Source organism: Sandaracinobacteroides sp. A072, assembly GCF_052616365.1.
In genome coordinates this window covers 97,142-122,087 of sequence record NZ_JBQXGU010000002.1, presented here as the reverse complement: position 1 = coordinate 122,087, position 24,946 = coordinate 97,142, and the positions used below count along the sequence as shown (strand labels likewise).

Here is a 24,946-nt window from a genome sequence, read left to right as displayed (position 1 = left end):
GGTTGCGGCGAAATGGCCGGCAGGGCGCGGTTTTCCGCCCCTGCCGCCAGCCCGCTCCTTGCCGCATGGGTGCGGTCCGTCTAACCTCCGCATCCGGAATCATGATGCGGAGGAGAGACGGATGTACACAGGTCTTCGGATGATCGCTGCAGCGGGTGCGCTGCTTGCTGCATCGCCGCTTCTGGCCCAGGCAGCCCCCATCGATGCGCCGGCCGGAGAATATGAACTGGAAAAGACCCACGCCAGCCTGACCTGGCAGGTGAAGCACCTCGGGCTTTCCAACTACACTGCGCGCTTCGCGAGCTACGACGCCACCATCAACCTTGACCCCAAGGCGCCGACCAACTCGACCGTTTCGGTCAGCATCGACCCGCGCAGCGTGCGCACCGACTTCCCCTTCCCCGAGAAGGAGGATTTCGACAAGGTGATCGCCGAGCGTTTCCTGAAGGCCGCCGAGCATCCGGCCATCACCTTCAAGTCGACGGGCCTCGTCGCGACCGGTGCAACGACGGGCAAGCTCAGCGGCGACCTCACCATGATGGGCGTGACCAAGCCGGTCACGCTGGATGTCACCCTGAATGGTGCGATGCCGCATCCGATGCGCAAGGTCCATGCGCTCGGCTTCTCCGCCAAGGGAAGCTTCAAGCGCTCCGACTTCGGATCGACCGATCTTCTTGGCCCCATCGGCGATGACGTGCAGCTCATCATCGAGGCGGAGTTCCTGAAGAAATGAGCGCCGCGGGCCGCAGCGGCTACAGCAGCCTGGCGATCTTTCTGCACTGGCTGATCGCCCTGATGCTCATCGGCAATTTCACCGGCGGCCTCCTCATGGAGGGGCTGTTCGATTCGCCAGACCCCGCGCAGCGCCAGCTGGGCTTTACGGTGGCACAGCTGCACAAGAGCATGGGGCTGACGATCCTTGCCCTCAGCCTGCTGCGGCTTGCAGCCCGGTTCACGCAAGGGGTGCCGCCGCTTCCGGGCCACATGACATCCTTTGAGCGGTTGCTGGCCAGGGTCACGCATGTCGGCCTTTATGCCGTCATGATCCTTGTGCCGCTGTCGGGCTGGGTGATGGTTTCGGCCAGCCCCCTTGGTCTGCCAACCATGTGGTTCGGAGTGTTCGAATGGCCGCATCTGCCTGTCGCCACCAGCCGCGAAACATCGGGGGCTGCCAGCGAAGCCCATGAAATCATGGCCTTCCTTGGCGTCGCCCTGTTCCTCCTGCATGTCGGCGGTGCGCTAAAGCATCACTTCTTCGACAAGGATGACGTGCTTGCCCGGATGCTGCCCTTCCTGAGGCGCGGCGCCCGGTGATCCTGCCTGGCATGGTACGTCAGGGTCCTGGGCATTCTCTGGGCGCGGCTTTCCTCCTGCTGCTGGCGGCACCCGTTGCCGCCAGCCAGTGGGTGGTCTTGCCGGAACGCTCCAGCCTTGGCTTCACCGCCGAATGGAACGGCCGCGCGATTGCCGGCAATTTTCCCCGCTTTCAGGCCGATATCCGGTTCGATCCCGCAAATCTGGAGCAGGCCCGCGTGGTGGCGACCATAGACCTTGCCGCCGCGACAGCCGACGACAGCACCGTCAAGGCAAGCCTTTCCGGGCCTGACTGGTTCGACGTGAAGAAGGCGAGCGTCGCACGTTTCCAGTCTTCCGACATCCGCGCGGTGAAGCCGGGCCATTATGTGGCACGCGGGCAGCTGCTTCTGCGTGGCAGATCGGTGCCTGTAAGCCTGCCGTTCACCCTTTCCATCACGGGCGACATGGCGGTCATGGATGGGCGCGTCACGCTTGATCGAAGGCAATTCGGCATCGGCATGGAAAGCGACCCGTCCGCCACATGGGTCGGCCATGGCGTGCCGGTGCGCGTGCGCATCCACGCCCGGCGCGAACCCTGAACGACCATGTTTCCATGATCATGTTTCACTGAAACATCCCGCCCCTTTTTTTCTGGCAGGCCAATGCGTTACGATCATCCCGTTCCCTTCGACACGGCCTTCACCCCCCGCTGGATGCCCGATCTGCTTCTCGATGCCGTGAAGCGGCATCCCGATGCGCCGATGATCGATTTTCTCGGCCGGCAATTCACCTATGGCGAGATCGCCGGCCTTGCCGCGCGCGCGGCCTCGGGTTTCCGGGCCATTGGCGCCGGGCCGGGTGTGTCGGTGGGCCTGTTCCTGCCCAATACGCCCCATTATGTGATCGCGGCCTTCGGGGCGTGGATGGCCGGCGCCCGCGTGGTGAACTTCTCACCGCTCTACACGGTCGAGGAGCTTCGCCAGCAGGTCGAGGACAGCGAAACCGACATCATGGTCACGCTGGACGTGAAAGCCCTTCTGCCCACCATCGATGCGGTGCTCGAACAGAGCCGCCTCAGGGCTGTCGTCGTCGGCAATGTGGCCGAGATGCTGCCCAGCCCCAAGTCCATCCTCTACCGGCTGTTCAAGGGGCGCGAACGCGCGCCGGTGAAACGGGATGAGCGCCATGTTTCCCATGCGCGCCTCGTCGGCCATGAGCCAGTCGACATCGCAAGCACGCGCCAGGCCCCCGACGAGATCGCACTGCTGCAATATACCGGCGGCACGACCGGCAGCCCGAAGGGCGCCATGCTGAGCCATGCGAACCTGTCGATGAACGCACAGCAGGTGAACGCGATCGACGACGAGCAGTCCGCGCCTGACCGGATCCTCGGCGGCCTGCCGCTGTTCCACATCTTCGCCCATACCTGCATCATGAACCGCACCATCGTGCGCGGGGGCGAGATGATCCTCATTCCCCGTTTCGAAGTGAAGGCGGCGCTCGAGGCGATCGCCCGAAGGAAGGTGACGGCGCTGCCCGGCGTGCCCACCATGTATCGCGCCATGCTCGACCATCCGGACCTGAAGCGCCACGACCTGTCTTCGATCCGCGTCTGCATCTCGGGCGGGGCGCCCATGCCGGAGCCGCTGAAACAGGAGTTCATGGCCGCCACGGGGGCAAAGCTGGTGGAAGGCTATGGGCTGACCGAAAGCTCGGGTGTCGTCAGCGTCAACCCCTATGCAAGCGGCGGCAAGCCGGGCACGATCGGCCAGCCCCTGCCGGGCACGCACATCCGCCTTCTCGACCAGGATGACCCCACGCAGACGGTGCCCGACGGCGAGCCGGGGGAACTCGCCTTTCGTGGACCGCAGATGATGCAGGGCTATTGGAAGCGGGACAATTCCGATGTGTTTGCAGAGGGTTTCATGCGGACCGGCGATGTCGCCGTGGTCGACACGGACGGTTATTACCGCATCGTCGACAGGCTGAAGGACATGGTCATCGTCGGCGGCTTCAAGGTCTATCCCAGCGTGGTGGAGGAGATGCTCTACAGCCACGGCGGGGTGAAGGAAGCCCTCGTGATCGGCGTGCCCGACCCTTATCTGGGCGAGCGGCCCAAGGCCTTTGTCGCCCTGGAAGCCGATGCCGGCGTCGATGGCCCTTCGCTGCTGGAATGGCTGAACGCCCGCGTGGGCAAGCATGAGCGCCTGGTGGACCTTGAGGTGCGCGAGAGCCTGCCACGCACGATGATCGGCAAGCTGTCCCGCAAGGAACTGGTCGCCGAGGAAAAGGCGGGGGCCGCGAAGGCCAAGGTGGCTTGACCGCCTTACGCGCCCCGTCCAAATGGCCCCAAGCAGGGAGAGACAATGACCACGGAAACCGACATCTCGGCACTGAGCTTCGAGGCTGCCCTGCAGCGGCTCGAAGCGATCGTTCGGGATCTTGAATCCGGTGATGCCTCGCTCGAGGCATCCATCGGTCTTTACGAGGAAGCGCAGAAACTGAAGGCCCATTGCGAGGCGAAACTGTCTTCTGCGGAAGCGCGGATCGCCCAGCTTCAGCTGGACGGCGAGGGGCGCCCCGTTGGCGAGACCGGCTTTGGCGGCTGACCCCAACCGCATGTCTCCGGTCACGGACAGGCTGAAGCCGGCGCTGGATGCCATCGGCGAAGCCGTGGACGCCCGGTTCGACCGGCTGCTTGGTGTGCCCGAAGATGCCCGCGCACCCCTTTACAAGGCGATGCGCCATGCGGTGCTGGGTGGCGGCAAGCGCATGCGGCCCCTGCTTGTCGTCGCCTCCTGCGATCTCTTCAACGTTGATCGCGAACGGGCCTTGCGCGTGGCGCTCGCGATCGAGGCGGTGCATTGCTACAGCCTTGTCCACGATGATCTGCCCTGCATGGACGATGACGACATGCGCCGGGGCAAGCCGACGGTTCACAAGGCCTATGACGAGGCGACCGCCGTACTGACGGGGGACAGCCTCTTTGCCGTCGCCTTCGAACTGCTGGCGGACGAGGCAACCCACGAAGACCCCTTCGTGCGCTCGGAACTGGTTCTGGAACTTGCCCGCGCATCGGGCCCGGCCGGCATGGCTGGCGGGCAGATGATGGATATCGCCGCCGAGAAAAGCCGCTTCGACCTCCCGACCACAACCCGGCTGCAACAGCTGAAGACAGGCGCCCTCATCGGCTATTCGGTGGAAGCGGGCGCCATCATGGGCAAGGTGGGCGCGGCAACGCGGCTGAAGCTCAAGGGCTATGCGCGCGACCTCGGCCTTGCCTTCCAGATCGCGGACGATCTCCTCGATGTCGAGGGGGATCCGGAGGCCACCGGAAAGGCGCTGCGCAAGGATGCGGGGGCCGGCAAGTCCACCTTTGTGTCCCTGCTCGGGGTCGAGCGTGCGCGGTCACAGGCCGAACTGCTGATCGACCAGGCCATCAACCACCTCCAGGGCTTCGGAGCCGAGGCCGACCTCCTGCGGGCCATCGCCCGCTTTGCAATCGAACGGGACCATTGAGCCATGCGCATCGGAGTTTACCCCGGCACATTCGACCCCATCACCCTCGGCCACATGGACATCATCGCGCGGGGGGCGAAGCTGGTGGACAAGCTGGTCATCGGTGTTTCGACCAATCCCTCCAAGTCGCCCCTGTTCACCCTTGACGAGAGGGTGGGGCAGGTCCGCCGGGAAACTGCCGGCATCCCCAATGTCGAGGTTGTCCCCTTCGATGCCCTGCTGATGCATTTCGCCGAGGAACAGGGCGCCTCGGTGATCGTGCGCGGCCTGAGGGCCGTTGCCGATTTCGAATATGAATTCCAGATGGCCGGGATGAACCAGCAGCTGAACGACGATATCGAGACCGTCTTCCTGATGGCCGATGTGGCACTGCAGCCGATCGCTTCCCGCCTTGTCAAGGAAATCGCCAGCTATGGCGGCGCGATCGACAAGTTCGTCTCTCCGGCCATGGCCTCGGAAGTGCGCGCCCGGATCGCGGCCAATGCCGCCAGCTGACCCGCGCGACGTTGAAGACAGGCTTTTCCGTTTCCGATGCGCCCCGTTCAGCCTTCGGCAAGCCAGAATCCGCATGAGGCCCTGATGACTTTCCGCATCCTTCTGGCAGCGGCCGGCCTTTTCATGGCGGCCCCGGCTTCAGCACAGCTCCCCTTCGAATCGGCCCAGCCCGCCGGCCCGGCGAAGGAACAGGCCCCGGCCGCGCCCGCCACATCCTATGCCGCGCAAATGATCGCGGCAGCCGATCCTGAAAACATCCTGCATCTTGATCTTTCGACGGGCGGGCGTGTTTCCATCATCATGCGCCCGGATGCGGCGCCGGCGCATGTCGAGCGCATACGCCTGCTCACGCGGCGCGGTTTCTATGATGGCCTGCTGTTTCACCGCGTCATCGAAGGCTTCATGGCCCAGACCGGCGATCCGCGCGGCACGGGGCAGGGCGGGTCAGAGCTTCCTGACCTGAAGGCGGAATTCAACGATCTGCCGCATGTGCGCGGCGCCGTTTCCATGGCCCGGACAAGCGATCCGGATTCCGCCAACAGCCAGTTCTTCATCATGTTCATGCCGATGCTGCGTCTTGACCGGCAATATACGGTTTTCGGCCGGGTGGTGGATGGCATGCCTTTCGTTGACAGGATCGAGCGGGGGGAGCCGCCGGCCAATCCCAGCCGCATCCTCCAGGCGTCGATCGGAGCGGACAACAAGGCGCCGCCGGCCTTCCCCGCCCGGCTGACGCCCGCCGAGGATGCGCTGGCAGCGGAGGCCGCAAAGCTGCTTCAGGCGCAGCCACAGGCACAGCCAGAAGTCGGACCCCAGATGCAGCCCCGGCCCTGAGCGGGCGCGACATCCACCACAGCCAATGCGCGTAGACGCCTTTGATTTCATCCTGCCCGAGGACAGGATTGCTCTGCGGCCAGCGGAACCGCGCGATTCCGCCCGTCTTCTGAAGGTGACGCCGGATACGCTTTCAGATCATGTCGTGCGCGATTTGCCTGCGCTTCTGCGCCGCGGCGACATTCTGGTTCTGAATGACACACGCGTCATCCCGGCGCAGCTTGCGGGCCGCAAGGGTGAAGCCACGATCGACGTGACGCTGCACATGCGCCTCGGGGCCGTGGAGTGGCTGGCCTTCGTTCGCAACGCCCGCCGCCTGAAGGTCGGAGACAGGGTGGATTTCGGCGCCGGGCTGCACGGACTTGTGGTGGAAAAGGGCGAGGGTGGCGAAGTTCACTGGCGCTTCGAAAGTGAAGATCCGCTGGAAGTGGCGCTGGAGCGGGCAGGGCAGATGCCGCTGCCGCCCTATATTGCCCGCAAGCGCGGCATCGATCCGCGCGACAAGGCCGATTACCAGACCATCTATGCGCGTGCGGAAGGCGCGGTCGCGGCGCCAACTGCCGGCCTCCATTTCACGCCGCAACTCTTCGATGCGCTCGATGCCGCCGGCATCGGCCGTGAAACGGTGACGCTCCATGTCGGGGCGGGCACCTTCCTGCCAGTCAAGGCCGAGCGCACGGAAGAGCATCGCATGCATGCCGAATGGGGCCATGTGCCGGCGGATGTGTCGGCCCGGCTGAAAGCGGCCAAAGCGGAAGGGCGGCGCATCCTGGCGGTCGGCACCACATCCCTGCGGCTGCTCGAATCCTCAGGGCTGGAGCCCTTCACCGGCACGACGGACATCTTCATCACTCCCGGCTACCGCTTCCGCGCCATCGACGGTCTGATGACGAACTTCCACTTGCCGAAATCGACGCTGTTCATGCTGGTCAGCGCGCTGATGGGGCTGGAGCGCATGCAATCGGCCTATGCCCATGCGATCCGCGAGGGCTATCGCTTCTACAGCTACGGGGATTCGAGCCTGCTTCTGCCTGAAGGCTGAGGACAATGGCCCGCACGGCTCATTGCAGCCTGTTCCCGCGCGACCACTTTGCTATGGCAGCCCGATGACAGGCTTTTCCTTCCACATCCACGCAACCGATGGGCGCGCGCGCACCGGTGAAATCAGGCTGGCGCGCGGCACCATCCGCACGCCCGCTTTCATGCCGGTTGGCACTGCCGCCACCGTCAAGGCGATGAAGCCCGGCGATGTGCGCGCCGCCGGTGCGGACATCATCCTCGGCAACACCTATCACCTGATGCTTCGCCCCGGCGCCGAGCGGATGGCGCGGCTTGGCGGGCTTCACCGCTTCATGAACTGGGAGCGCCCGATCCTGACGGACAGCGGCGGCTATCAGGTGATGAGCCTGGGCGCGCTTGTGAAGATGCGGGAGGAAGGGGTTTCCTTCCAGAGCCATGTCGACGGGTCGAAGCATTTCGTCAGCCCCGAGCGCTCCATCGAGATCCAGCGGCTGCTCGACTCGGATATCGTCATGGCCTTTGATGAATGCACGCCACATCCGGCAAGCCATGAACGCGCAGCACAATCCATGCGGCTGTCCATGCGCTGGGCGCGGCGGTCGCGCGATGCCTTTCTGAAGGACCCGGCGCCCGCGCTCTTCGGCATCCAGCAGGGCTCGCTCTATCCCGACCTCCGGCGCGAATCCGCCGAGCGGCTCACCGAGATCGGCTTCGAGGGCTATGCCATCGGCGGCCTTGCCGTGGGCGAGGGGCAGGATGCCATGTTCGAGGTTCTGGATTATGCCCCCGGCCTGCTGCCGGCCGACCGCCCGCGCTATCTGATGGGGGTTGGCAAGCCGTCTGACATCATCGGCGCAGTGCTGCGCGGGGTGGACATGTTCGATTGTGTTCTGCCCACACGCTCGGGCCGCACGGCCCAGGCCTTCACGCTGGATGGCACGCTGAACCTGCGCAACGCCCGCCATGCCGAAGACATGAACCCGCTGGATGCCGATTGTTCCTGCCCGGTGTGCGGCCATTACAGCCGCGCCTATCTCCACCATCTGTTCAAGGCCGGCGAAATTCTCGGCGCCATGCTGCTGACGGAACATAATATCTGGCACTATCAGTTACTCATGGCCGGCCTGCGCGCGGCCATTGCCGATGGCACGGCGGAGAGCTTCGCCCGGGCGCGGCTCGACCGCATGGCAGGGGCTGGCTAGGTCGCCGGCCTTTCCGGCGGCGCCTTCAGAAAGTCGGCCCCGTCTGCGGCGCTGCGATCGGCGGTTTCTTCATGCGGCAGATGACCGATGCCGGAATGGACGATGAGGCGTGCGCCGGGCAGGGCCGCATGGATCCAGCGCGCCGCCGCCACCGGTATCAGCGATTCCTCTTCCCCACAGAGGATGAGGGTGGGGATGCTGCCGAGGGGCGCAAGACCGGCCAGTGTGAACGGGGTGCGGGGTGTGGAGAAACGCTGCATCGTGGCTTTGCGGTTGCCCGGATGGTGCAGCAATTCCCAGTAGCGGTCGATCGCGGCTTCGCTGGCAACGGATTTCACCGATACCGAGGCTTCGAGCGTACGCGCGACGACGGCGCGTGGCGTCACATGGGCGGCGATGTCGCGCAGCAATGGCATGCGCGCAATCCGGAAACCGATCGGCGGCGGGCCTTCCGCATCGACAGGCGCGCCAGCCGCATCGACGAGAATGAGGGCTGACAGCCTTTCCGGATGGGCGAGCGCGTAGCTGACGGCAACGGCGCCACCCATGCTGTTTCCGGCCAGCGCCATGCGTTCAAGTCCAAGATGGCGACGCACGGCCTCCACCGTTTCGGCCATGCAGGCAAGGCTGTAGCAGGAATCCGGATGGGGGCCGGTGAGGCCATGGCCCTGCAGGTCGAGGCTGATCAGCCGGTGGGCGCCGCCAAGACGTGCGACCCATGGCTCCCAGCTGTGCAGCGAAGCGCCCGAGCCATGCACCAGTATGAGCGGCGGGCCGTCTCGAAGCCCCTCATCCCGAAGGTGAACGACAAGGCCGGGCTTTACCGCGACAAAACGCGAGGCAGGCGTTGCGTGGCGTGTCCGGAGTTCATCGGCCGGAATGTCGGCTGTGCGAAGCGCGAGGAAGCCAGCCGCAAGCAGCAAGCTGAGGAAAAGAAGCGCCGCCAGTGCCGGAAACCGGTGGCGGCGCTTCCCCGGCATGTCAGCGGGCCGCCATGGTGACCGGCAGGCCGTCCTTCGGGCGCGGAATGGGAACCATCCGGAATTCGCCTTCATAGCCTTCGGGCAGTACGATCCGCCGCTCGGCCAGCAGATAATAGAAGAAGGCCTTGGCCTGCATGTAGGCGAAGTGAAGGCCAAGGCACATGTGCGCGCCGCCACCGAAGGGCACCCAGGCATATTTATGCCGGTTTGCCGAAAGCTGGGTGGTGAAGCGCATCGGGTCGAACTTTTCCGGCTCAGGCCAGTGTTCGGGCATATAGTGGGTGTAGAGCGGGTTGACGCCGACACCCGAACCGGCCGGGATGCGATGGCCCATGAATTCGAAATCGCGGATGGCGCGGCGCGGGATCATCGGCACCGGCGGAATCATCCGGAGCGATTCCTTGAAGGCCATCTCGACCAGCTCCAGTTCCCCGAGCGCCTCATAGGGCAGGGCGCCACCGTGGCGGGCGCGCACCTGGTCCACTTCTTCGCGCAGTTTTTCCTGCCATTCCGGGTATTTGCCCAGGAAATAGACCATGGAGGTAATGGATGATGTCAGCGTGTCGTGCGCTGCCATCATCAGGAAGTTCATGTGATCGATGATTTCCTGGTCGGTCAGCAGATTGCCGTCATCGTCGGTCGCGTTGCAGAATTGAGTGAAGAAATCATCGCCATCCTTGCCGCGCCGGTTCGGAATCTCGCGCGCGAAAAAGGCGCTCATATAGGCACGGCCCCGGACGCCACGGCGCATCTGGGTGAAGGGCAGGGGCTTCCTGACGATGGCGATGGAGGCGAGCACCATGTCGGTGAAGGCCTTGTTGATCTTTTCCGCTTCGGGTCCCCAGGGAAGGCCTAGGAAGGATCCGGCCGCCAGATCGAGGGTGAGGTCCTTGATGGCCGGGTAGAATTTGAACTGTTCCGTCTTGCTCCAGCGGGCGACCTGACGGGCGATTCCCTCGTTCAGGCTGGAAAGATAGGCCTTCATCGGGCCTGGCTTGAAGGCGACGGACAGCGTCTTCCGGTCCTTGCGATGATGGTCGAAATCCATCATCATCAGGCCGTTGGGGAAGACCTGGTCGAGGATGGGGTCCCAGCCGAGCTTGGACGAGAAGATCTTGTCCTTGTTGAACAGGACCAGCTCATTGGCCTCCGGCCCCAGAAGCGTGACGCCCCAGCCCATGAAATCCTGCCGGCGGAACACCGGGCCGAATTCGGCGGCGGATTCGGCAATCGCCTTCTTGGGGTCGGCGAGGAACTTGATGGTCTTGATGGTCCGGAAGCGGGCCGGCAGCGGGCCGGGCACATGCTTCAGATCCTCGAAACCCATGGGTCGCAGATTGGCGGGGTAGAGGTCTTTCGGATTTACCGGCGCGTTCATCGGGCACTCCCTCGGAAATTTTGCGTAATGGATATACGCACAACTGCCGGGGACGGCAATGTGAGTTGTGCAAATGCGACAGAAACGCACCACGCACGAATGCCAAGGGCCATTCCCCGCAACTGGCGGGAAATGGCCCTTTTTCGGACAAGTCCGATAACTGCAGATATTCCGGAGCGGCTGCCGCTCAGGCAGCCTGCTGCAGCCTCCTGCGATCGGCCGCCAGTTCCTCGGCGATCAGGAAGGCGAGTTCCAGCGACTGCGATGCGTTGAGGCGCGGGTCGCAGTGGGTATGGTAGCGGTCCGCAAGGCCTTCATCCGTCACGCAGATGGCGCCGCCGGTGCACTCGGTCACGTTCTGGCCGGTCATCTCGATGTGGATGCCGCCGGCGTGGCTGCCTTCGCCCCTGTGCACCGCGAACACCTGGCGCACTTCCGCGAGAATGCGGTCGAACGGCCGGGTCTTGTAGCCGGACGAGGATTTCACCGTGTTGCCGTGCATGGGGTCGCATGACCAGATGACATGCCGGCCCTCGCGCTGGACGGCACGGACAAGGGCCGGAAGATGCGCTTCCACATTGTCGGCCCCGAACCGGCTGATGAGGGTGAGGCGCCCGGCTTCGTTGGTGGGGTTCAGTTCGTCGATCAGGCGCAGCAGATCATCCGCCTTGAGCGACGGCCCGCACTTCACGCCGACCGGGTTCATCACACCGCGCAGGAATTCGACATGCGCCGAACCGGGGAAGCGCGTGCGATCGCCGATCCAGAGCATGTGGGCGGAGGTGTCCACCCAGTCTCCGGTCAGGCTGTCCTGCCGGGTCATGGCTTCCTCATAGCCCAGGAGCAGCGCTTCGTGGCTGGTGTAGAATTGCGTGCCCTTCAGCTGCGGCACGGTTTCCGGGGAAATGCCGCAGGCCTCCATGAAGGACAGGGCCTCGCCGATGCGGCTTGCGACTTCGGCATAGCGCTCAGCCCAGGGGGAGCGGGCCACGAAATCGAGGTTCCACTTGTGCACCTGGTGCAGGTTCGCATAGCCGCCCGTTGCGAAGGCGCGGAGCAGGTTCAGCGTAGCGGCCGCCTGCATGTAGGCGCGCTTCTGGCGCTCCGGGTCCGGCATGCGGGCCGCCGCCTCGAAGTTGATGTCGTTCACGATGTCGCCGCGATAGCTGGGCAGCGACACGCCGCCCATTTCCTCGACATCGGAAGAGCGGGGCTTGGCGAACTGGCCGGCCATGCGGCCGACCTTCACCACCGGCATGTGGCTGGCGAAGGTGAGGGTGACAGCCATCTGCAGCAACACGCGGAAGGTGTCGCGGATGTTGTTCGGATGGAATTCGGCGAAGCTTTCGGCGCAGTCCCCGCCCTGGAGCAGGAAGGCGCGCCCGAAGACAACCTCGGACAGTTGGGATTTGAGTTCCCGCGCCTCTCCGGCAAAGACCAGCGGCGGAAAGCTCTTCATCTCGGCTTCGACGGCGGCCGCCTTTGCGGCATCCGGCCATGCGGGCATCTGCCGCGCTTCGGCCTGTCTCCAGCTGTCGGGTGTCCAGTTCTTCATCGCATCAAGACCAGTTCTTCGGACATGGTGGGATGCAGGGCGACCGTCTGGTCGATCTGCGCTTTGGTGAGGCCCGCCTTAACCGCAATTGCCAGCGCCTGCAAAATTTCGGGGGCGTCAGGGCCGATCATGTGCGCGCCAACGACCTGATCGGTAGCGCCATCCACCACCAATTTGTAAAGCGCGCGCTCGTTCCGGCCGGCGAGCACATTTTTCATCGGCCTGAAATCGCTGGTGAAAACCCGCACACTGCCAAGCCGTGTGCGGGCCTCGCTTTCGCTCAGGCCGACACTGGCGAGCGGCGGGTGGCTGAAGACTGCCGCCGGCACGAGATCATGATCCACCCGCCACACCGGGCCGCCGAACAGCCTGTCGGCCAGGGCATGGCCTTCGCGGATGGCGATGGGTGTCAGTTGCAGCCTGTCGGTCACGTCACCCACGGCGTGCAGCCAGGGAAGGGTGGTGGAGCTGTCGGCATCTACCGGAATCGCGCCATTGGGCTTCAGTGCCAGCCCGAGTTCCTCAAGCCCCAGGCCCCGGCTGTTGGGCGTGCGGCCGATCGCCCACAGGATAAGGTCCGCATCGAGGGCCTTGCCGTTGGTGCAGTGCATCCTCAGGCTTCCATCCTCCAGCTTCTCCACCGAGGCGGGTTCGTGGTGGAAGCGGAACTGGATGCCCTTTTCCGTGGATATCGCGACCAGCCTGTCGGCAAGCGAATTGTCCCAGCCGCGCAGCAGCGTGCCCGACCGCACCGCCAGCGTCACCTCGACGCCGAGCTGGTTCAGGATGCCGGCGAATTCATTGGCGATGAAGCCGGCGCCGACGATCAGCGCCCGTTTCGGCAGGGCGTCGAGGTGGAACATCTCGTTCGAGCTGATCCCGAGGTCCGCGCCCGGAATGTCGGGGATGGAGGGGGTTGCGCCGGTTGCCACGAGGATGTTCGCGGCGGTCACCTCCCGGTCACCCACGCGCACCCTGTTGGGGCCGGTGATCGTCGCACGGTCGAGGAAGGTCTCGACGCCATGGCTGTCGAGCGTGGTCTGATAGGCGCTGTTCAGCCGGTCGACGTCGGCCAGCACATTGTCCCTCAGCGTCTGCCAGTCGAAGCTCTTGCTGTCGATGGTCCAGCCGTAGCGGCGGGCATCTTCCAGATCCTCGGCGAAATGGGCGCCGATGACCAGCAGCTTCTTCGGAACGCAGCCGCGGATGACACAAGTGCCACCCACCCGATATTCCTCGGCGATCGCAACACGTGCGCCATGGCCTGCGGCAATGCGGGAGGATCGCACCCCGCCCGAGCCAGCGCCGATCACGAAATAATCATAGTCGAACGTCATCGCTGCCTGCCTTTCGAAGCGGCCTCTTAGGGCCGATGGACCGGCCCTGCCAATGCTCCATTCCGATGGGCGCGGGCCGTGGCCCGCCATCTCATTCCACCGTGACGGATTTCGCGAGGTTTCGGGGCTGGTCCACATCGGTGCCCTTCAGCACCGCCACATGATAGGCCAGAAGCTGGATGGGCACTGCATAGACCAGCGGGGCGATGAGCGGATGGACGCCTGGCATGCTGATCGTCGCCATGCAGCCTTCGCCGGCTTCGGCGACACCTTCGGCATCGGAAATCAGGATCACCTTGCCGCCGCGCGCGCGCACCTCCTGCATGTTCGAGACGGTCTTTTCGAACAGGGGGCCGGACGGCGCCAGCACGATGACCGGCACCTGGTCGTCGATGAGGGCGATGGGGCCATGCTTCATTTCACCAGCGGCATAGGCCTCGGCGTGGATATAGCTGATTTCCTTCAGCTTCAGCGCGCCTTCCATGGCCATCGGGAAATCCGGCCCGCGGCCGAGGTAAAGGACATCGCGCGCCGGCGCGATGAGCGGCGCGATGGCGGCCACGGCCTGCTCCAGATCGAGTGCGGCATTGAGCGCCGCCGGCGCCTCGGCCAGATGCTTCACGATCTCCTGCTCTTCAGTGGGGGAGAGCTTGCCGCGCGCTCGGGCGAGATTGGCGGCAAAGGCCGCAAGCACGGCCAGCTGGCAGGTGAAGGCCTTGGTGGAGGCAACGCCGATCTCGACGCCGGCATGGGTCGGCAGCAAAAGGTCGGCCTCGCGCGCCATCGAGCTTGTCGGAACATTGACCACGCAGGCGATCTTCTGCCCTTCGGCGCGGGCATGGCGCAACGCCGCGAGCGTGTCCGCCGTCTCTCCGGACTGGCTGATGAACAGGGCGAGCCCACCCGGCTTCAGCACCGGATCGCGGTAGCGGAATTCGGATGCGAAATCGATGTCGACGGCCACGCGCGCGAAACGCTCGATCCAGTAGCGGGCGACCATGCCGGCATAATAGCTGGTGCCGCAGGCGACGATCTGCACCCGGTCGATGCCGGCGAAATCGAAATCGGGAATGGGCAGGGCAACCTGGCCCTGCAGCGGCTTCAGATAGGATTGCAGCGTCTGGGCAACGACGAGCGGCTGCTCATAGATCTCCTTCAGCATGTAGTGGCGGTAATTGCCCTTGTCCGTCAGCTGGGCCGAAACGCCCGATTCCACCGCGGGCCGCAGGACCGGCCTGTTCTCGCGGTCGAAGATCTCGACGGAATCCCGACGCAGGACAGCCCAGTCCCCTTCATCCAGATAGGCGATGCGGCGGGTGAGGCCGGCGAGTGCGAGAGCATCGGAGCCAAGATAATTCTCGCCATCCCCGTAGCCGACTGTCAGCGGCGCGCCCAGCCGGGCGCCGATCAGGAGGTCCGGATCCTTGCGGAAGATGAGGGCAAGCGCGAAGGCGCCGTGCAGCATGGGCAGCACGGTGCGTACTGCCTCGACAGGCGTGGCGCCACCTTCCAGTTCGCGCGACACGAGATGGGCGACGACTTCGCTGTCCGTCTGAGAGAGGAAGGTGCGGCCCTCGGCCTGCAGCATGTCGCGCAGGGGTTTGAAATTCTCGATGATGCCATTGTGCACCACGGCCACATCGCCCGCGATATGGGGGTGGGCATTGTCTTCGGTGGGGGCGCCGTGGGTTGCCCAGCGGGTGTGGGCTATACCCACCCGGCCTGGCAGCGGGTCGGCTTCCAGTTTCTGCGCCAGGTTGCGCAGCTTTCCTTCGGCCCGGCGGCGGGCGAAATGCCTGTCCTGAACGGTGCAGACGCCGGCGCTGTCATAGCCGCGATATTCCAGCCGCTGCAGCCCTTCGACAAGCGCGCCGGCAACGTCAGACTTGCCGAGAATTCCAACAATGCCGCACATGGTTAGCGCCTGTCCTTTCTGGCTTTCATCCTGTCGCGGAAACGCGCCGCCCAGCCTTCGCGCCGGGACTGGTCCGCACGGGTGACTTCGAGGGCATCATCCGGCACGTCGCGCGTGATGGCGCTGCCTGCGCCCACGATCGCGCCCGCGCCGATGGTCACCGGCGCCACGAGCGAGCTGTTGGAGCCGATGAAGGCACCTTCGCCGATGATGGTGCGATATTTGAAGAAGCCGTCATAGTTGCAGGTGATGGTGCCTGCGCCGATGTTGGCGTTGGCGCCAACCTCGGCATCGCCAAGATAGGTCAGATGGTTGGCCTTGGCGCCCGGCCCGAGCACGGCCTTCTTCGTTTCCACGAAATTGCCGACCTTGGCGCCAGCGCCGAGCACCGTTCCCGGACGCAGCCGGGCAAAGGGGCCGACTTCGCAGCCATCGCCGATTTCGGCTCCCTCGATATGCGAATGGGCGCGGATCAGGACATTTTCGCCCGCCTTAACCCCGGGGCCGAACACCACGTTCGGCTCGACGAGGCAATCGCGACCGAGTTGGGTGTCATGCGAGAGGAAGACGGTTTCGGGCGCAACCATGGTGACGCCGGCGGCCATGAGTTCGCCCCGGCGGCGCTGCTGGAAGAGCGCTTCGGCCGCGGCAAGTTCGGCCCGGCTGTTGACGCCGATCATCTCGTCGGCGGAGCCTTCGAGGACGGCGGCGCGCAGCCCGGCCGCACGCGCCAGCATCACGATGTCGGGCAGATAATATTCGCCGGCCGCATTGGCGTTGCCGACCATTTTCAGAAGGTCGAACAGATGCCCGGAGCGGACTGCCATCAGGCCGGAATTGCACAGCGTCACCGCCAGTTCGGCATCTGTCGCGTCCTTTGCCTCCACCATCTTCAGGATGGCGCCCTGATCGTCCGCGATCACGCGGCCATAGGCGCCCGGCTCGTCAGGGCGGAAGGCCAGAACGGCGATGGCGGGTGCTTCCGGCCCTTCCAGGGCCTGCACGAGCCTTTCCATGGTGGCGGCTGTAAGCAGCGGCACATCGCCGAAGAGAATGAGGACAATGCCCGAAAAGCCCGAAAGCGCGCCTTCCGCCTGAAGGACGGCATGGCCAGTGCCCAGCTGCGGCGATTGCACGGCGACTGCCACGTCCTGCCCCTCGAGCGCGCGCTCGAGCTGGTCGGCCCTGTCACCCACCACCACCACCCGGCGTTGCGGAGCAAGCGTGTCGAGGCTGGCGAGCAGATGCATCAGCATCGGCCGCCCGCCGATGGGGTGAAGCACCTTGTGCTTTTCGGAGCGCATCCGCGTGCCCTTGCCGGCTGCGAGGATGACGGCTGCAATCGGTGAATGGAGTTCAACTGCCATGTTCTTGCCCTGCCACAGCTTTGCCGGCTGGAAAAGGCGGGAAGGGGCTTGCACATCGCCGGCGTCCGTCTACCTCGGGCTGGACATGGCATTCGATACAATCATTTTCGATCTCGACGGTACGCTCGTTGACACCGCCGGGGATCTGACGGCCAGCCTCAACCATGCCCTGGGCGTGCTCGGCAGGCCCACGGTGCCGCCCGAATCCGTCCGCGCGATGGTCGGTCATGGCGCGCGCAAGCTGCTGGAGCGCGGCCTGGCCGCAACCGGCGCGATGACCGCAGAGCTGGTGGAAGAGGGCGTCGCACCCTTCCTTGCGCATTATTCAGCAAACATCGCCGTTCACAGCCGCCCGTTCGATGGCGTGGAGCGGGCGCTCGACCAGCTTGAGGCGCAGGGCTATCGCCTTGGCATCTGCACCAACAAGCCCGCGCACCTTGCCGAAAGCCTTGTCGCCGAACTTGGCTGGACGCGCCGTTTCCGCGCACTTCTGGGCGCGGATTCACGCCCCTATCGCAAGCCCGACCCGCGCCACCTGACAGATACACTTTCGGAAACCGGCGGGCGTGCGGCCCTGTTCGTGGGCGATTCCCGCACCGACGCCGATACGGCGATCGCCGCCGGCGTGCCGCTCATCCTCGTGTCCTTCGGCTATTCGACCGAACCTGTCGAAGATCTCGGCGCATTGCATGTCATTGGCCATTATGATGATCTTCTGCCATCCGTTGACGCCATCCGGTCCCGTCCATTCAAGGCGGGTTAACGGCCGGATTGCGAAGCAGACCCGATGAAAAACCCGATGAAAAACCCGATCATCGCCCGCACGCTCGTCGCCGCCTCCATGGCCATGGCGATGCTGTCCGCTACGGTCGTCTTTCCGGCGCCTGCAGTGGCGAGCGCCACGGTCACCATAGCAGACGTACAGCGCGCCATGGGGCAGACCAGCAGCATGACGGCGGACTTCACCCAGCGCGCGGCGAATGGCGGCGTGGCGCAGGGCACCATGATCATGAAGCGGCCAGGCCGCATCCGTTTCGACTATGGCGACAAGGCATCCTTCCTTGTCGTGGCGGACGGACGGACGCTTTCCTTTGTGGATTACCAGGTGGCGCAGGTCTCGCAATGGCCTGTGCGCTCGACGCCGCTCGGCGTGCTGCTCGATCCCGAGGCCGATCTGGCAAGGGTTGCGCGCGTGCTGCCTGCCGACAAGTCCCCGCTTCCGGGGCAGGTGGCCGTTCTGGCGCAGGATCCCAAGCGCCCTGACATCGGCCGCATCACCTTCTTCCTGAAACCGGACGGAGCAGCGCCGGGCGGCATGCGGCTCACGGGCTGGCGTGTCGTTGATGCGCAGAACAATCTCACTGTCGTCGAACTCGCCAATGCGAAGTTCAATGTGCCAGTCGCTGATTCGGGCTTCCGTTTCCGCGATCCGCGAAAACGCGCGAGCGTTCCGGGCCGCATGCGCTAAGGCCTGCCACAGGCGCGTGTATGGCGTCATGTTGTGCGGAATTTCGCGGATTTTGCCTGTCTTGCAGCCACTATGGATCGATTCACACCCTAATCCGGCTGCGTCAGGCCGATGAAACGGGCGTTTCCATTTGACAAAATGGCCCATGAGCATGAAATGGAAGCTGTTCAGGAATGAGACAGCCTTCAAAGGCTAATTTCCTGATCAGCGAAGTGATCGCCATCCGGGATTTGCCCCCTGTTACCCGGATGAGACGAAACTTCGTTTTGCGTGACGAACGCATGAACAGGCCCCCGCTCCATGCCCCCGGAGCGGGGGCCGAATTCTTTCTGCGCCATGGCTGGCCATGCCCGGCTTCGCGCCTCGCTCAGACGCCAGTGCAATAACTGCGTGACCTCGGCCCCTTCCTTCGCCTAATCCGCCGCCATGTCTCTTCGTATCGCCAGCTGGAACATCAACAGCGTCCGCGCCCGGCCGCACCTCGTCGAACGCCTGCTCGATGAACAACGGGTCGATATCCTGTGCCTTCAGGAAACCAAGTGCGATGACAACAGCTTCCCCCTCGCGGCGTTCGGCAGGCTTGGTTTCCCGCACGCCCATCTTGCCGGGCAGCGCATGCACCATGGGGTCGCGATCCTGTCACGAATTCCGGTCGAGCCCGTCGCGCGGGAAGACTGGCAGGCCAATGGCGAGGCGCGGCACATCTCGGTGCGCCTGCCGGGCGGCATCATCCTCAACAATGTCTATGTGCCGGCCGGCGGAGACATTCCTGACCGCGACGCCAACCCGAAGTTCGGGCAGAAGCTCGATTTCCTCGCCCGCATGACGGACTGGTCAGGCAGCCTCTCCGAACCCTCCATCCTGCTTGGCGATTTCAACATCGCGCCGCATCCGGAGGATGTCTGGAACCACAAGGCGCTTCTGGATGTCGTGAGCCATACGCCGGTCGAGGTGGAGATCCTGAAAGCGCTTCAGGACAGCCATGGCTGGATGGATATCGGCCGGCATGTCGTGCCGCGCCCCGAACCGCTGTTCACCTGGTGGAGCTATCGCGCGCGGGACTGGGCCGCTTCCAACCGGGGCCGCAGGCTCGACCATGTCTGGTGCTCGCCCGATCTCGCCGGAACGGTCCGCAGCCTTGATACGCTGGTGCCGGCACGCGGGTGGGAACGCCCATCCGACCATGTGCCCCTGATCGCGGAGTTCGACCTGTGACAGCGCCCGATTCCGATCTTGCCATCGCCCGCGCCGTCGACGACCTGCGCCGTGGCGAAATCGTGCGCATTACCGATGGCGCTGCCGGTCTCGACATCCTGTCGGCTGAACTGGCTACGGTTGAAAGCCTCGCCTGCCTGGAAGCCGAAGGCCGCGCCGACCTGCTGCTGACGCCCGAGCGCGCGGCGACCCTGCATATCATGAACCAGCGTCCGGCCGCCGGTGCACAGGCCGTGGCCGTGACCCGCATGCCCTGGCTCGATCTTGTGGCGAGCATCGGCACGGCCGATCCGGCGCGCGATCTGGAGCAGCCTTTCAAGGGCCCTTTCCCCACGCGTGACCTTGGCTCGGATGCACAAGCCGCAGCTGCCGGGCTGGCGCTTGCCAAGCGCGCGATGCTGCTCCCTGCGCTGTTCGCCCGCCCTGTAGCAGGCGATGCGGCAGACCGGATCGTCGCCGATGCCGGGGCCATCCTGTCATGGCGGCGTTCCGAGCGGCTGCGCATTGTCAGCCGGGCGCGCCTTCCGCTTGAGGGCGCGGAAAACACCGAAGTCGTCGCCTTCCGGCCGAGCGATGGCGGGCCGGAGCATCTGGCGCTGCTGATCGGTGAGCCAGGGCCGGAGCCGCTGATCCGCCTGCACAGCGCCTGCCTGACGGGCGATGTGCTGGGCAGCCTGAAATGCGATTGCGGCCCGCAGCTTCGTGCCGCAGTAAAGCGCATCGCCGAAACCGGCGGAATCCTTCTCTACCTCCAGCAGGAAGGGCGGGGCATCGGCCTGCTCAACAAGCTGCGTGCCTATCAGCTGCAGGACCAGGGCTTTGATACGGTCGATGCCAATCTGCGCCTGGGCTTCGGTGCGGAGGAGCGGGATTTCGACCTTGCCGCCGCCATGCTGCGGATGCTGGGTGTAAGCCGGGTAAAGCTCTTGACGAACAACCCCGCGAAATCGGAAGCGCTGGAAGCCGGCGGCGTTACCGTGGCCGGGCTGGTGCAGCACAGCTTTGGCGAAAATCCGCACAACCTCCAGTATCTCGCCACCAAGCGGGACCGGCAGGGCCATCGGCTCTAGGCAGCGCCCCGGCTTTTCCCCTCGGCCATCAGCCCTTCGGGTCCCGCAGCCCGTGATCGGCAATGCCATTGCGGATGGCATCGAGCGCGCCGGCCGCGATCCGTTTCGTGATCGCTCGGCGCGGCCAGGCCAGAAGGCGTGACAGGGTTGCACCGAAGATGTCACGCGCGGCAATCTTCAGGATTGCGTCCACGCGCTCTTCCACAAGATGGGCAATCGAATCCGGGTTGAAGGGGCGCACCCGCTCGTCACCGGGCCAGATGGCCGATGGCTCGACGAGCGAGCGGCGAACGAAGAGCTTGCGCCGTGTCTCGTCCGCGTGCTGTCTGTCCCTGTCTGCATGGGCAAGGGTGGCCATGGCCTCCGCCTGCAACGGAGGGACGATCAGCCGTTCATGCGCGTCTCCGGCTTCGGCTGTCAGCGTCTCGAATCTTACGCGCGCCTGCCCCATGCGCCCGCTCCACCAATTTTCATCGAACAGCGGGTTGCCTGCAGGCAGGGCGAAATAGTTGCGCAGGAAATTTTCCGCGTTGCGGCGACCAAGCAGGAAATCATGATGGCGGTAGCGTCGGTCGAGGAAACCGGCAAAGCCGCCCATCGCGCCGCTTGCAATCGCCGCCTGGCCCAGCGCCGTATCCCCCAGGGCACCGGGGGCGGGCGCCGCGCGCGCCCTCAGGGGGGAAAGCATGAAGCGGCTGTATTCATCGCTGCTGGCGGCCAGTCCCAGATCGTTGGCGTCATAACGCGCCTGGTTGATCCAGGCGCGGGCCAGACGGGGCAGGGCGCCCGCCAGCCCGAGGCGGCCATTGCCGCCACGGTGGCTCTCCACCCGGCCTTCACGCACCGGGTCGGGCGGGGCGGCAGGAAAGGGATCGATGATGAGCAGCGCCTTGCGGGCAAGGTGGCCGCGGCTTTCCATTCGCCCCAGCGGGCCGGTCAGGATGGAGCGGGCGAACTGGAAGGGCTGGTTGTTCATCGTGCCGCCGTCCACCGTGTCGAAGCTGCCGGCCATGCCGCCCATCACGGTGGAAAAGCCAGCGCTCATCCGCGCCGGTTGCAGCCAGGCATCGGGATTTTCGGGCGCCAGGTCCGTGCGCTGCTTCAGGTCGAACCGATAGGCATCCGGATCCTTCCGCAGCCTGAGCGGCGCGAAGGCGACCGGGAAAGCGCCGCTGCCGACTGCGGAATCGGCAAGCGCCCGCCAGGCGGCGGCCCCGCCGGGGTTGATGCCGGCGTCAGCCGTGGGCGGTCCCGTGACGGAAAGATAGCCGCCGGGGGCTTCCTCAGGCGGCAGGGCCGGGCTTTGCGCATGCACGAGGAAGCGCAGGGCGTCGGCGTGGCGCATGGTGGCGAAGCGCGCGCCTTCCAGCCCGTCGAACCGGTAGCAGAAGGGCACGCCATCAAGGTTCGCGACACTGAGCGCGACCGGCAGCGGGTCGGCGAGATAGCGCCGGCGCGCGGGAAAACGTCGCCCTTCCGGCTGCGGGCCGGGCGTGTCGAGCGCGCTGGCGGCGGCTTCCGCCAGACGCTTGCTGTTGAGGAGCGAGGGCAGGGTGGCCAGCGTCACGTCTGCGCCGAGATCATCGGTTTCCAGCATGCCGGCAATGTCCAGCCGGTTCACCCACAGATCGTAGAAGGGGTTGTCGGTGCGGTCGGCATCGGGGCCGGCGATGTTGCCGGGCATGCCCTTTACCGGCAGGAAGCGGCGCTGCACGGCCAGCGCCAGCAGGGCCGAACAGACGCTGCCCGCCGAAGCCCCCGCCACGGCCCGGATGCGGATGGCATGCGGCGGCACCGGCCAGCGGGCGAAATCCGAGCCGAACTGGTGCGCGGCATCTTCCTTGGCCACCTCCCAGTCATCCAGCACCTCGATCAGATAATCGAGTACGCCCGCCGTGTAGGCGCCGGCGGAAATGGCGCCGGCGAGCACCAGGCCGACATCGAAACAGGGCAGGGCGACAGGGCCGTCAGGGCCGTCATAGATGGCGGGTTCCGGGTCTCCGGCTGCCGCCAGGCCGAAGCGCGCGATGTCTGCCGGATAGCCGTCACTGTCCGGGCGGGAGAGATCGACGAAACGGCTCAGCCCGTCGTCCGTGCTCATGGCTCAATGCCCCCTGATCATGGTTAACCCCGTTAACCCTCTTGCGGGAAGGCGACGCCGCGCGCAAGAAAAGCCCATGCTTCAGGCTGATATCGGGTCTTCCACCCTGCATGCCTTCGGGCGCGCCTTTCCTTGCACCCACGGCCGCGCGGGCGCCGTGCCGGCAAATGAGAAGCGCGAGGGCGATGGCGCGTCCCCCATCGGCTGCTGGCCGATCCTGGGTGCGCTTCTCCGCCCGGACCGTGTGCCGCTTTCCGCTTTCGGCGGGCAGGCCCTGAAGCTGCCCTGGCGCTGGCTGCGCCCATGGGACGGATGGAGCGACGATGTGCGCGACCCGGCCTACAACCGGCCGGTGTGCCACCCGCACCCCTTTTCGGCCGAGCGGCTGTGGCGGGAAGACCATGTCTATGACGTGATCCTTTTGCTGGGCCACAACAGCGGGCCGGTGCAGCCGGGGGCCGGCAGCGCGATCTTCTGGCACCTGTCCCGCCCCGATGGCGGGCCGACGGAAGGCTGCATCGCGATCGAGCGTGCAGCGATGCTGGGCCTTTTGCCCCGCCTGGAACCGGGCATGGCGCTGGAAATCCGCGCCGGCGCCGCCAAAGCTTGACAAGCTGCCCCCTTAGCCGTCAGTAGCGCCCTTCGTTGCACCCGTAGCTCAGCTGGATAGAGCGTTGCCCTCCGAAGGCAAAGGTCACACGTTCGAATCGTGTCGGGTGCGCCACTTTTCCCCGTTCATTGCAAGTTTTTCCGCCGCTGCCAGTTCAGCCGGCGTGTTCATGTTGGCGAACGGGTCCGTGGCTGTTTCCCGCCAGTGCACCTCCTTCACCCCCACGCGCTGCGCATAACCGCGCAGGGAATCGCCGCCTTCAGCCCTGTAGCGGGTCAGGCCCGGCAGATCTGTTCTCCAAAGGGTGGCCATGGTCTGCAGGCGCCCGCGGGAGACGGGGATGGCGGCGCCGTGATCCGCCAGTGCGGCCGAAAGAGTTGGCAGCAGCTCGTCTGGCAGGAAGGGAATGTCGCAGCCGATCAGCAGCACGGTGTCGCGGCCCCTTTCCGCGGCGAAGCGGAAGGCGCTGGCCAGGGCCTCTACCGGGCCTGCACCCTGTCGTTCATCGGCAAGGCAGGGCAGGCAGGCCGGGGCATCGGGGAAATGATCCCTTATGGCGATGGCGATTGCATCGCCATGGCGGCGTGCCCAGTCGGCCGCATGGTCGATCAGGCGCTTGCCACCCAGCAGGCGCCCGGCCTTGTGCCCGCCCATGCGCCGCCCTTCGCCCCCGGCGGCGATCACGATGGCGGGCGGGGGCTTTGCCGGCGGTTCCATCTGGTCAGCATAGGCCCGGGCGGGGCTGGCTGTGAAGCGGCTCTCACCAAAGAGCAGAGGTTGCGCCGCGCCATGGTTTCGGGCGAACCCGCTGCATCCGGAAATGACAGGGGCGGGACCATGAGCATCAGCACGGCAGACAGGCAAAATGCAGACAGGGAATGTTACGACAGGGTCGTCATCGGCCGCCGCAGCATCCGCGGCTTCAGGCCCGACCCGGTGCCGAAGGACGTCATCCGCGAACTGCTGGAAGTTGCAATGCGCGCGCCTTCCTCGCTCAACACCCAGCCGTGGAACTTCTATGTCGTCGCGGGCGAACCGCTCGACCGGATCCGCAAGGGCAATACTGAAAACAACCTCGCCGGCATACCGCCCTCGCGCGAGTTCCGTGGCCATGATGGCTATGAAGGCATCCACCGCGACCGGCAGATCGAGATCGCCAAGCAGCTGTTCGGCGCCATGGGCATCGCCCGCGAAGACAAGCCCGCCCGGCAGGACTGGGTGCTGCGCGGTTTCCGCCAGTTCGATGCGCCCGTATCGATCGTGGTGACCTATGACCGCGCCATTCAGGGCAGCGACATCGCCCCCTTCGACTGCGGCGCTGTCACCAACGCCATCGTCAACGCGGCATGGGCTAGGGGGCTGGGCTGCGTGATCAACAGCCAGGGCATCATGCAATCGCCCGTGGTGCGCGAACATGCCGGGATCAGCGATGACCAGGTCATCATGATCTGCATCGCCTTGGGCTACCCGGATGACAGCTTCCCGGCCAACGCTGTCGTCTCGCGCCGCAAGTCGGTGGACGAAGCTGCCGTCTTTGTCGGCTTCGGGGACTGAGCGGTTCGCTGACGGGCCGGTTCGGGG

24 protein-coding genes and 1 tRNA gene are annotated in these 24,946 nt (G+C 65.4%); 17 read left to right on the top strand and 8 right to left on the bottom strand.

The window, feature by feature from the left end; all coding sequences use genetic code 11:
• The first annotated feature begins 121 nt into the window (after positions 1-121).
• From ACUJ46_RS06585 to tgt, 10 genes are all read left to right on the top strand, one after another.
• Positions 122-733 carry a YceI family protein gene (locus tag ACUJ46_RS06585; protein WP_445389670.1) on the top strand — a complete coding sequence of 204 codons (612 nt, stop codon included), beginning with the start codon at positions 122-124 and terminating at the stop codon, positions 731-733.
• The gene (locus ACUJ46_RS06580) at positions 730-1,314 is read left to right on the top strand and encodes a cytochrome b (RefSeq protein WP_445389669.1); all 585 of its coding nucleotides are present in this window, start codon (positions 730-732) and stop codon (positions 1,312-1,314) included. The genes ACUJ46_RS06585 and ACUJ46_RS06580 overlap by 4 nt, the downstream gene beginning before the upstream one ends.
• 11 nt (positions 1,315-1,325) lie before the next feature.
• Positions 1,326-1,895, top strand: a complete 570-nt coding sequence (locus tag ACUJ46_RS06575; RefSeq protein ID WP_445389668.1) for a YceI family protein — start codon at positions 1,326-1,328, stop codon at positions 1,893-1,895.
• Positions 1,896-1,958: 63 nt separating this feature from the next.
• Positions 1,959-3,617: a long-chain-fatty-acid--CoA ligase gene (locus tag ACUJ46_RS06570; protein ID WP_445389667.1), complete on the top strand. Its 1,659-nt coding sequence runs from the start codon at positions 1,959-1,961 to the stop codon at positions 3,615-3,617.
• 45 nt (positions 3,618-3,662) lie between these two features.
• Positions 3,663-3,905 (top strand): exodeoxyribonuclease VII small subunit, encoded by a 243-nt coding sequence (locus ACUJ46_RS06565; RefSeq protein ID WP_445389666.1) that lies wholly within the window; start codon positions 3,663-3,665, stop codon positions 3,903-3,905.
• A gap of 10 nt (positions 3,906-3,915) precedes the next feature.
• Entirely contained in the window at positions 3,916-4,815 is a 900-nt protein-coding gene (locus tag ACUJ46_RS06560; protein ID WP_445389665.1) for a polyprenyl synthetase family protein, read from the top strand.
• Positions 4,816-4,818: 3 nt separating this feature from the next.
• A complete protein-coding gene (gene coaD / locus ACUJ46_RS06555; RefSeq protein ID WP_445389664.1) occupies positions 4,819-5,310 on the top strand; it encodes a pantetheine-phosphate adenylyltransferase in 492 nt (163 codons plus the stop codon).
• 84 nt (positions 5,311-5,394) lie between these two features.
• A complete protein-coding gene (locus ACUJ46_RS06550; RefSeq protein ID WP_445389663.1) occupies positions 5,395-6,144 on the top strand; it encodes a peptidylprolyl isomerase in 750 nt (249 codons plus the stop codon).
• Between the two features lie 25 nt (positions 6,145-6,169).
• Positions 6,170-7,186: a tRNA preQ1(34) S-adenosylmethionine ribosyltransferase-isomerase QueA gene (gene queA / locus ACUJ46_RS06545; RefSeq protein ID WP_445389662.1), complete on the top strand. Its 1,017-nt coding sequence runs from the start codon at positions 6,170-6,172 to the stop codon at positions 7,184-7,186.
• Between the two features lie 64 nt (positions 7,187-7,250).
• The gene (tgt, locus tag ACUJ46_RS06540; protein WP_445389661.1) at positions 7,251-8,366 is read left to right on the top strand and encodes a tRNA guanosine(34) transglycosylase Tgt; all 1,116 of its coding nucleotides are present in this window, start codon (positions 7,251-7,253) and stop codon (positions 8,364-8,366) included.
• Here tgt and ACUJ46_RS06535 read toward each other — a convergent pair.
• The 6 genes from ACUJ46_RS06535 to glmU all read right to left on the bottom strand — a co-directional run bounded on the left by ACUJ46_RS06535 (position 8,363) and on the right by glmU (position 16,901).
• A complete protein-coding gene (locus ACUJ46_RS06535) occupies positions 8,363-9,346 on the bottom strand; it encodes an alpha/beta fold hydrolase (RefSeq protein ID WP_445389660.1) in 984 nt (327 codons plus the stop codon). The two genes, tgt and ACUJ46_RS06535, sit on opposite strands and share 4 nt — an antisense overlap.
• A 1-nt stretch (position 9,347) precedes the next feature.
• A complete protein-coding gene (locus ACUJ46_RS06530) occupies positions 9,348-10,727 on the bottom strand; it encodes a cytochrome P450 (protein ID WP_445389659.1) in 1,380 nt (459 codons plus the stop codon).
• A 187-nt stretch (positions 10,728-10,914) separates the two neighbouring features.
• Complete coding sequence (locus ACUJ46_RS06525) at positions 10,915-12,282, bottom strand: class II 3-deoxy-7-phosphoheptulonate synthase (RefSeq protein WP_445389658.1); 1,368 nt, start codon at positions 12,280-12,282, stop codon at positions 10,915-10,917.
• The gene (gorA, locus tag ACUJ46_RS06520) at positions 12,279-13,619 is read right to left on the bottom strand and encodes a glutathione-disulfide reductase (RefSeq protein ID WP_445389657.1); all 1,341 of its coding nucleotides are present in this window, start codon (positions 13,617-13,619) and stop codon (positions 12,279-12,281) included. Before gorA ends, ACUJ46_RS06525 begins: the two co-directional genes overlap by 4 nt.
• Positions 13,620-13,710: 91 nt before the next feature.
• Positions 13,711-15,534 (bottom strand): glutamine--fructose-6-phosphate transaminase (isomerizing), encoded by a 1,824-nt coding sequence (gene glmS, locus ACUJ46_RS06515; RefSeq protein ID WP_445389656.1) that lies wholly within the window; start codon positions 15,532-15,534, stop codon positions 13,711-13,713.
• Between the two features lie 2 nt (positions 15,535-15,536).
• Positions 15,537-16,901, bottom strand: a complete 1,365-nt coding sequence (gene glmU, locus ACUJ46_RS06510; protein ID WP_445389655.1) for a bifunctional UDP-N-acetylglucosamine diphosphorylase/glucosamine-1-phosphate N-acetyltransferase GlmU — start codon at positions 16,899-16,901, stop codon at positions 15,537-15,539.
• A gap of 85 nt (positions 16,902-16,986) precedes the next feature.
• On the opposite strand from glmU, the gene gph reads away from it, so the two are divergent.
• The 4 genes from gph to ACUJ46_RS06490 all read left to right on the top strand — a co-directional run bounded on the left by gph (position 16,987) and on the right by ACUJ46_RS06490 (position 20,654).
• On the top strand, positions 16,987-17,664 hold the full coding sequence (gene gph / locus ACUJ46_RS06505; protein ID WP_445389654.1) for a phosphoglycolate phosphatase: 678 nt from the start codon (positions 16,987-16,989) through the stop codon (positions 17,662-17,664).
• A 36-nt stretch (positions 17,665-17,700) separates the two neighbouring features.
• Positions 17,701-18,369: a LolA family protein gene (locus tag ACUJ46_RS06500; RefSeq protein ID WP_445389653.1), complete on the top strand. Its 669-nt coding sequence runs from the start codon at positions 17,701-17,703 to the stop codon at positions 18,367-18,369.
• A 426-nt stretch (positions 18,370-18,795) separates the two neighbouring features.
• Entirely contained in the window at positions 18,796-19,584 is a 789-nt protein-coding gene (locus ACUJ46_RS06495; RefSeq protein ID WP_445389652.1) for an exodeoxyribonuclease III, read from the top strand.
• On the top strand, positions 19,581-20,654 hold the full coding sequence (locus ACUJ46_RS06490; RefSeq protein WP_445389651.1) for a GTP cyclohydrolase II: 1,074 nt from the start codon (positions 19,581-19,583) through the stop codon (positions 20,652-20,654). Before ACUJ46_RS06495 ends, ACUJ46_RS06490 begins: the two co-directional genes overlap by 4 nt.
• A 28-nt stretch (positions 20,655-20,682) precedes the next feature.
• Here the strand turns inward: ACUJ46_RS06490 and ACUJ46_RS06485 are convergent, their stop codons facing one another.
• Complete coding sequence (locus ACUJ46_RS06485) at positions 20,683-22,755, bottom strand: hypothetical protein (protein ID WP_445389650.1); 2,073 nt, start codon at positions 22,753-22,755, stop codon at positions 20,683-20,685.
• Positions 22,756-22,831: 76 nt separating this feature from the next.
• On the opposite strand from ACUJ46_RS06485, the gene ACUJ46_RS06480 reads away from it, so the two are divergent.
• Positions 22,832-23,365, top strand: coding sequence for a L,D-transpeptidase family protein (locus ACUJ46_RS06480; RefSeq protein WP_445389649.1), 534 nt, complete (start codon positions 22,832-22,834; stop codon positions 23,363-23,365).
• A gap of 37 nt (positions 23,366-23,402) precedes the next feature.
• A tRNA-Arg gene (locus ACUJ46_RS06475) sits at positions 23,403-23,479 on the top strand.
• Here the strand turns inward: ACUJ46_RS06475 and mobA are convergent.
• Entirely contained in the window at positions 23,450-24,082 is a 633-nt protein-coding gene (mobA, locus tag ACUJ46_RS06470; protein ID WP_445389648.1) for a molybdenum cofactor guanylyltransferase, read from the bottom strand. The two genes, ACUJ46_RS06475 and mobA, sit on opposite strands and share 30 nt — an antisense overlap.
• Before the next feature lie 120 nt (positions 24,083-24,202).
• On the opposite strand from mobA, the gene ACUJ46_RS06465 reads away from it, so the two are divergent.
• Positions 24,203-24,919 (top strand): nitroreductase, encoded by a 717-nt coding sequence (locus tag ACUJ46_RS06465; protein WP_445389647.1) that lies wholly within the window; start codon positions 24,203-24,205, stop codon positions 24,917-24,919.
• The last annotated feature ends 27 nt before the right edge of the window (positions 24,920-24,946 follow it).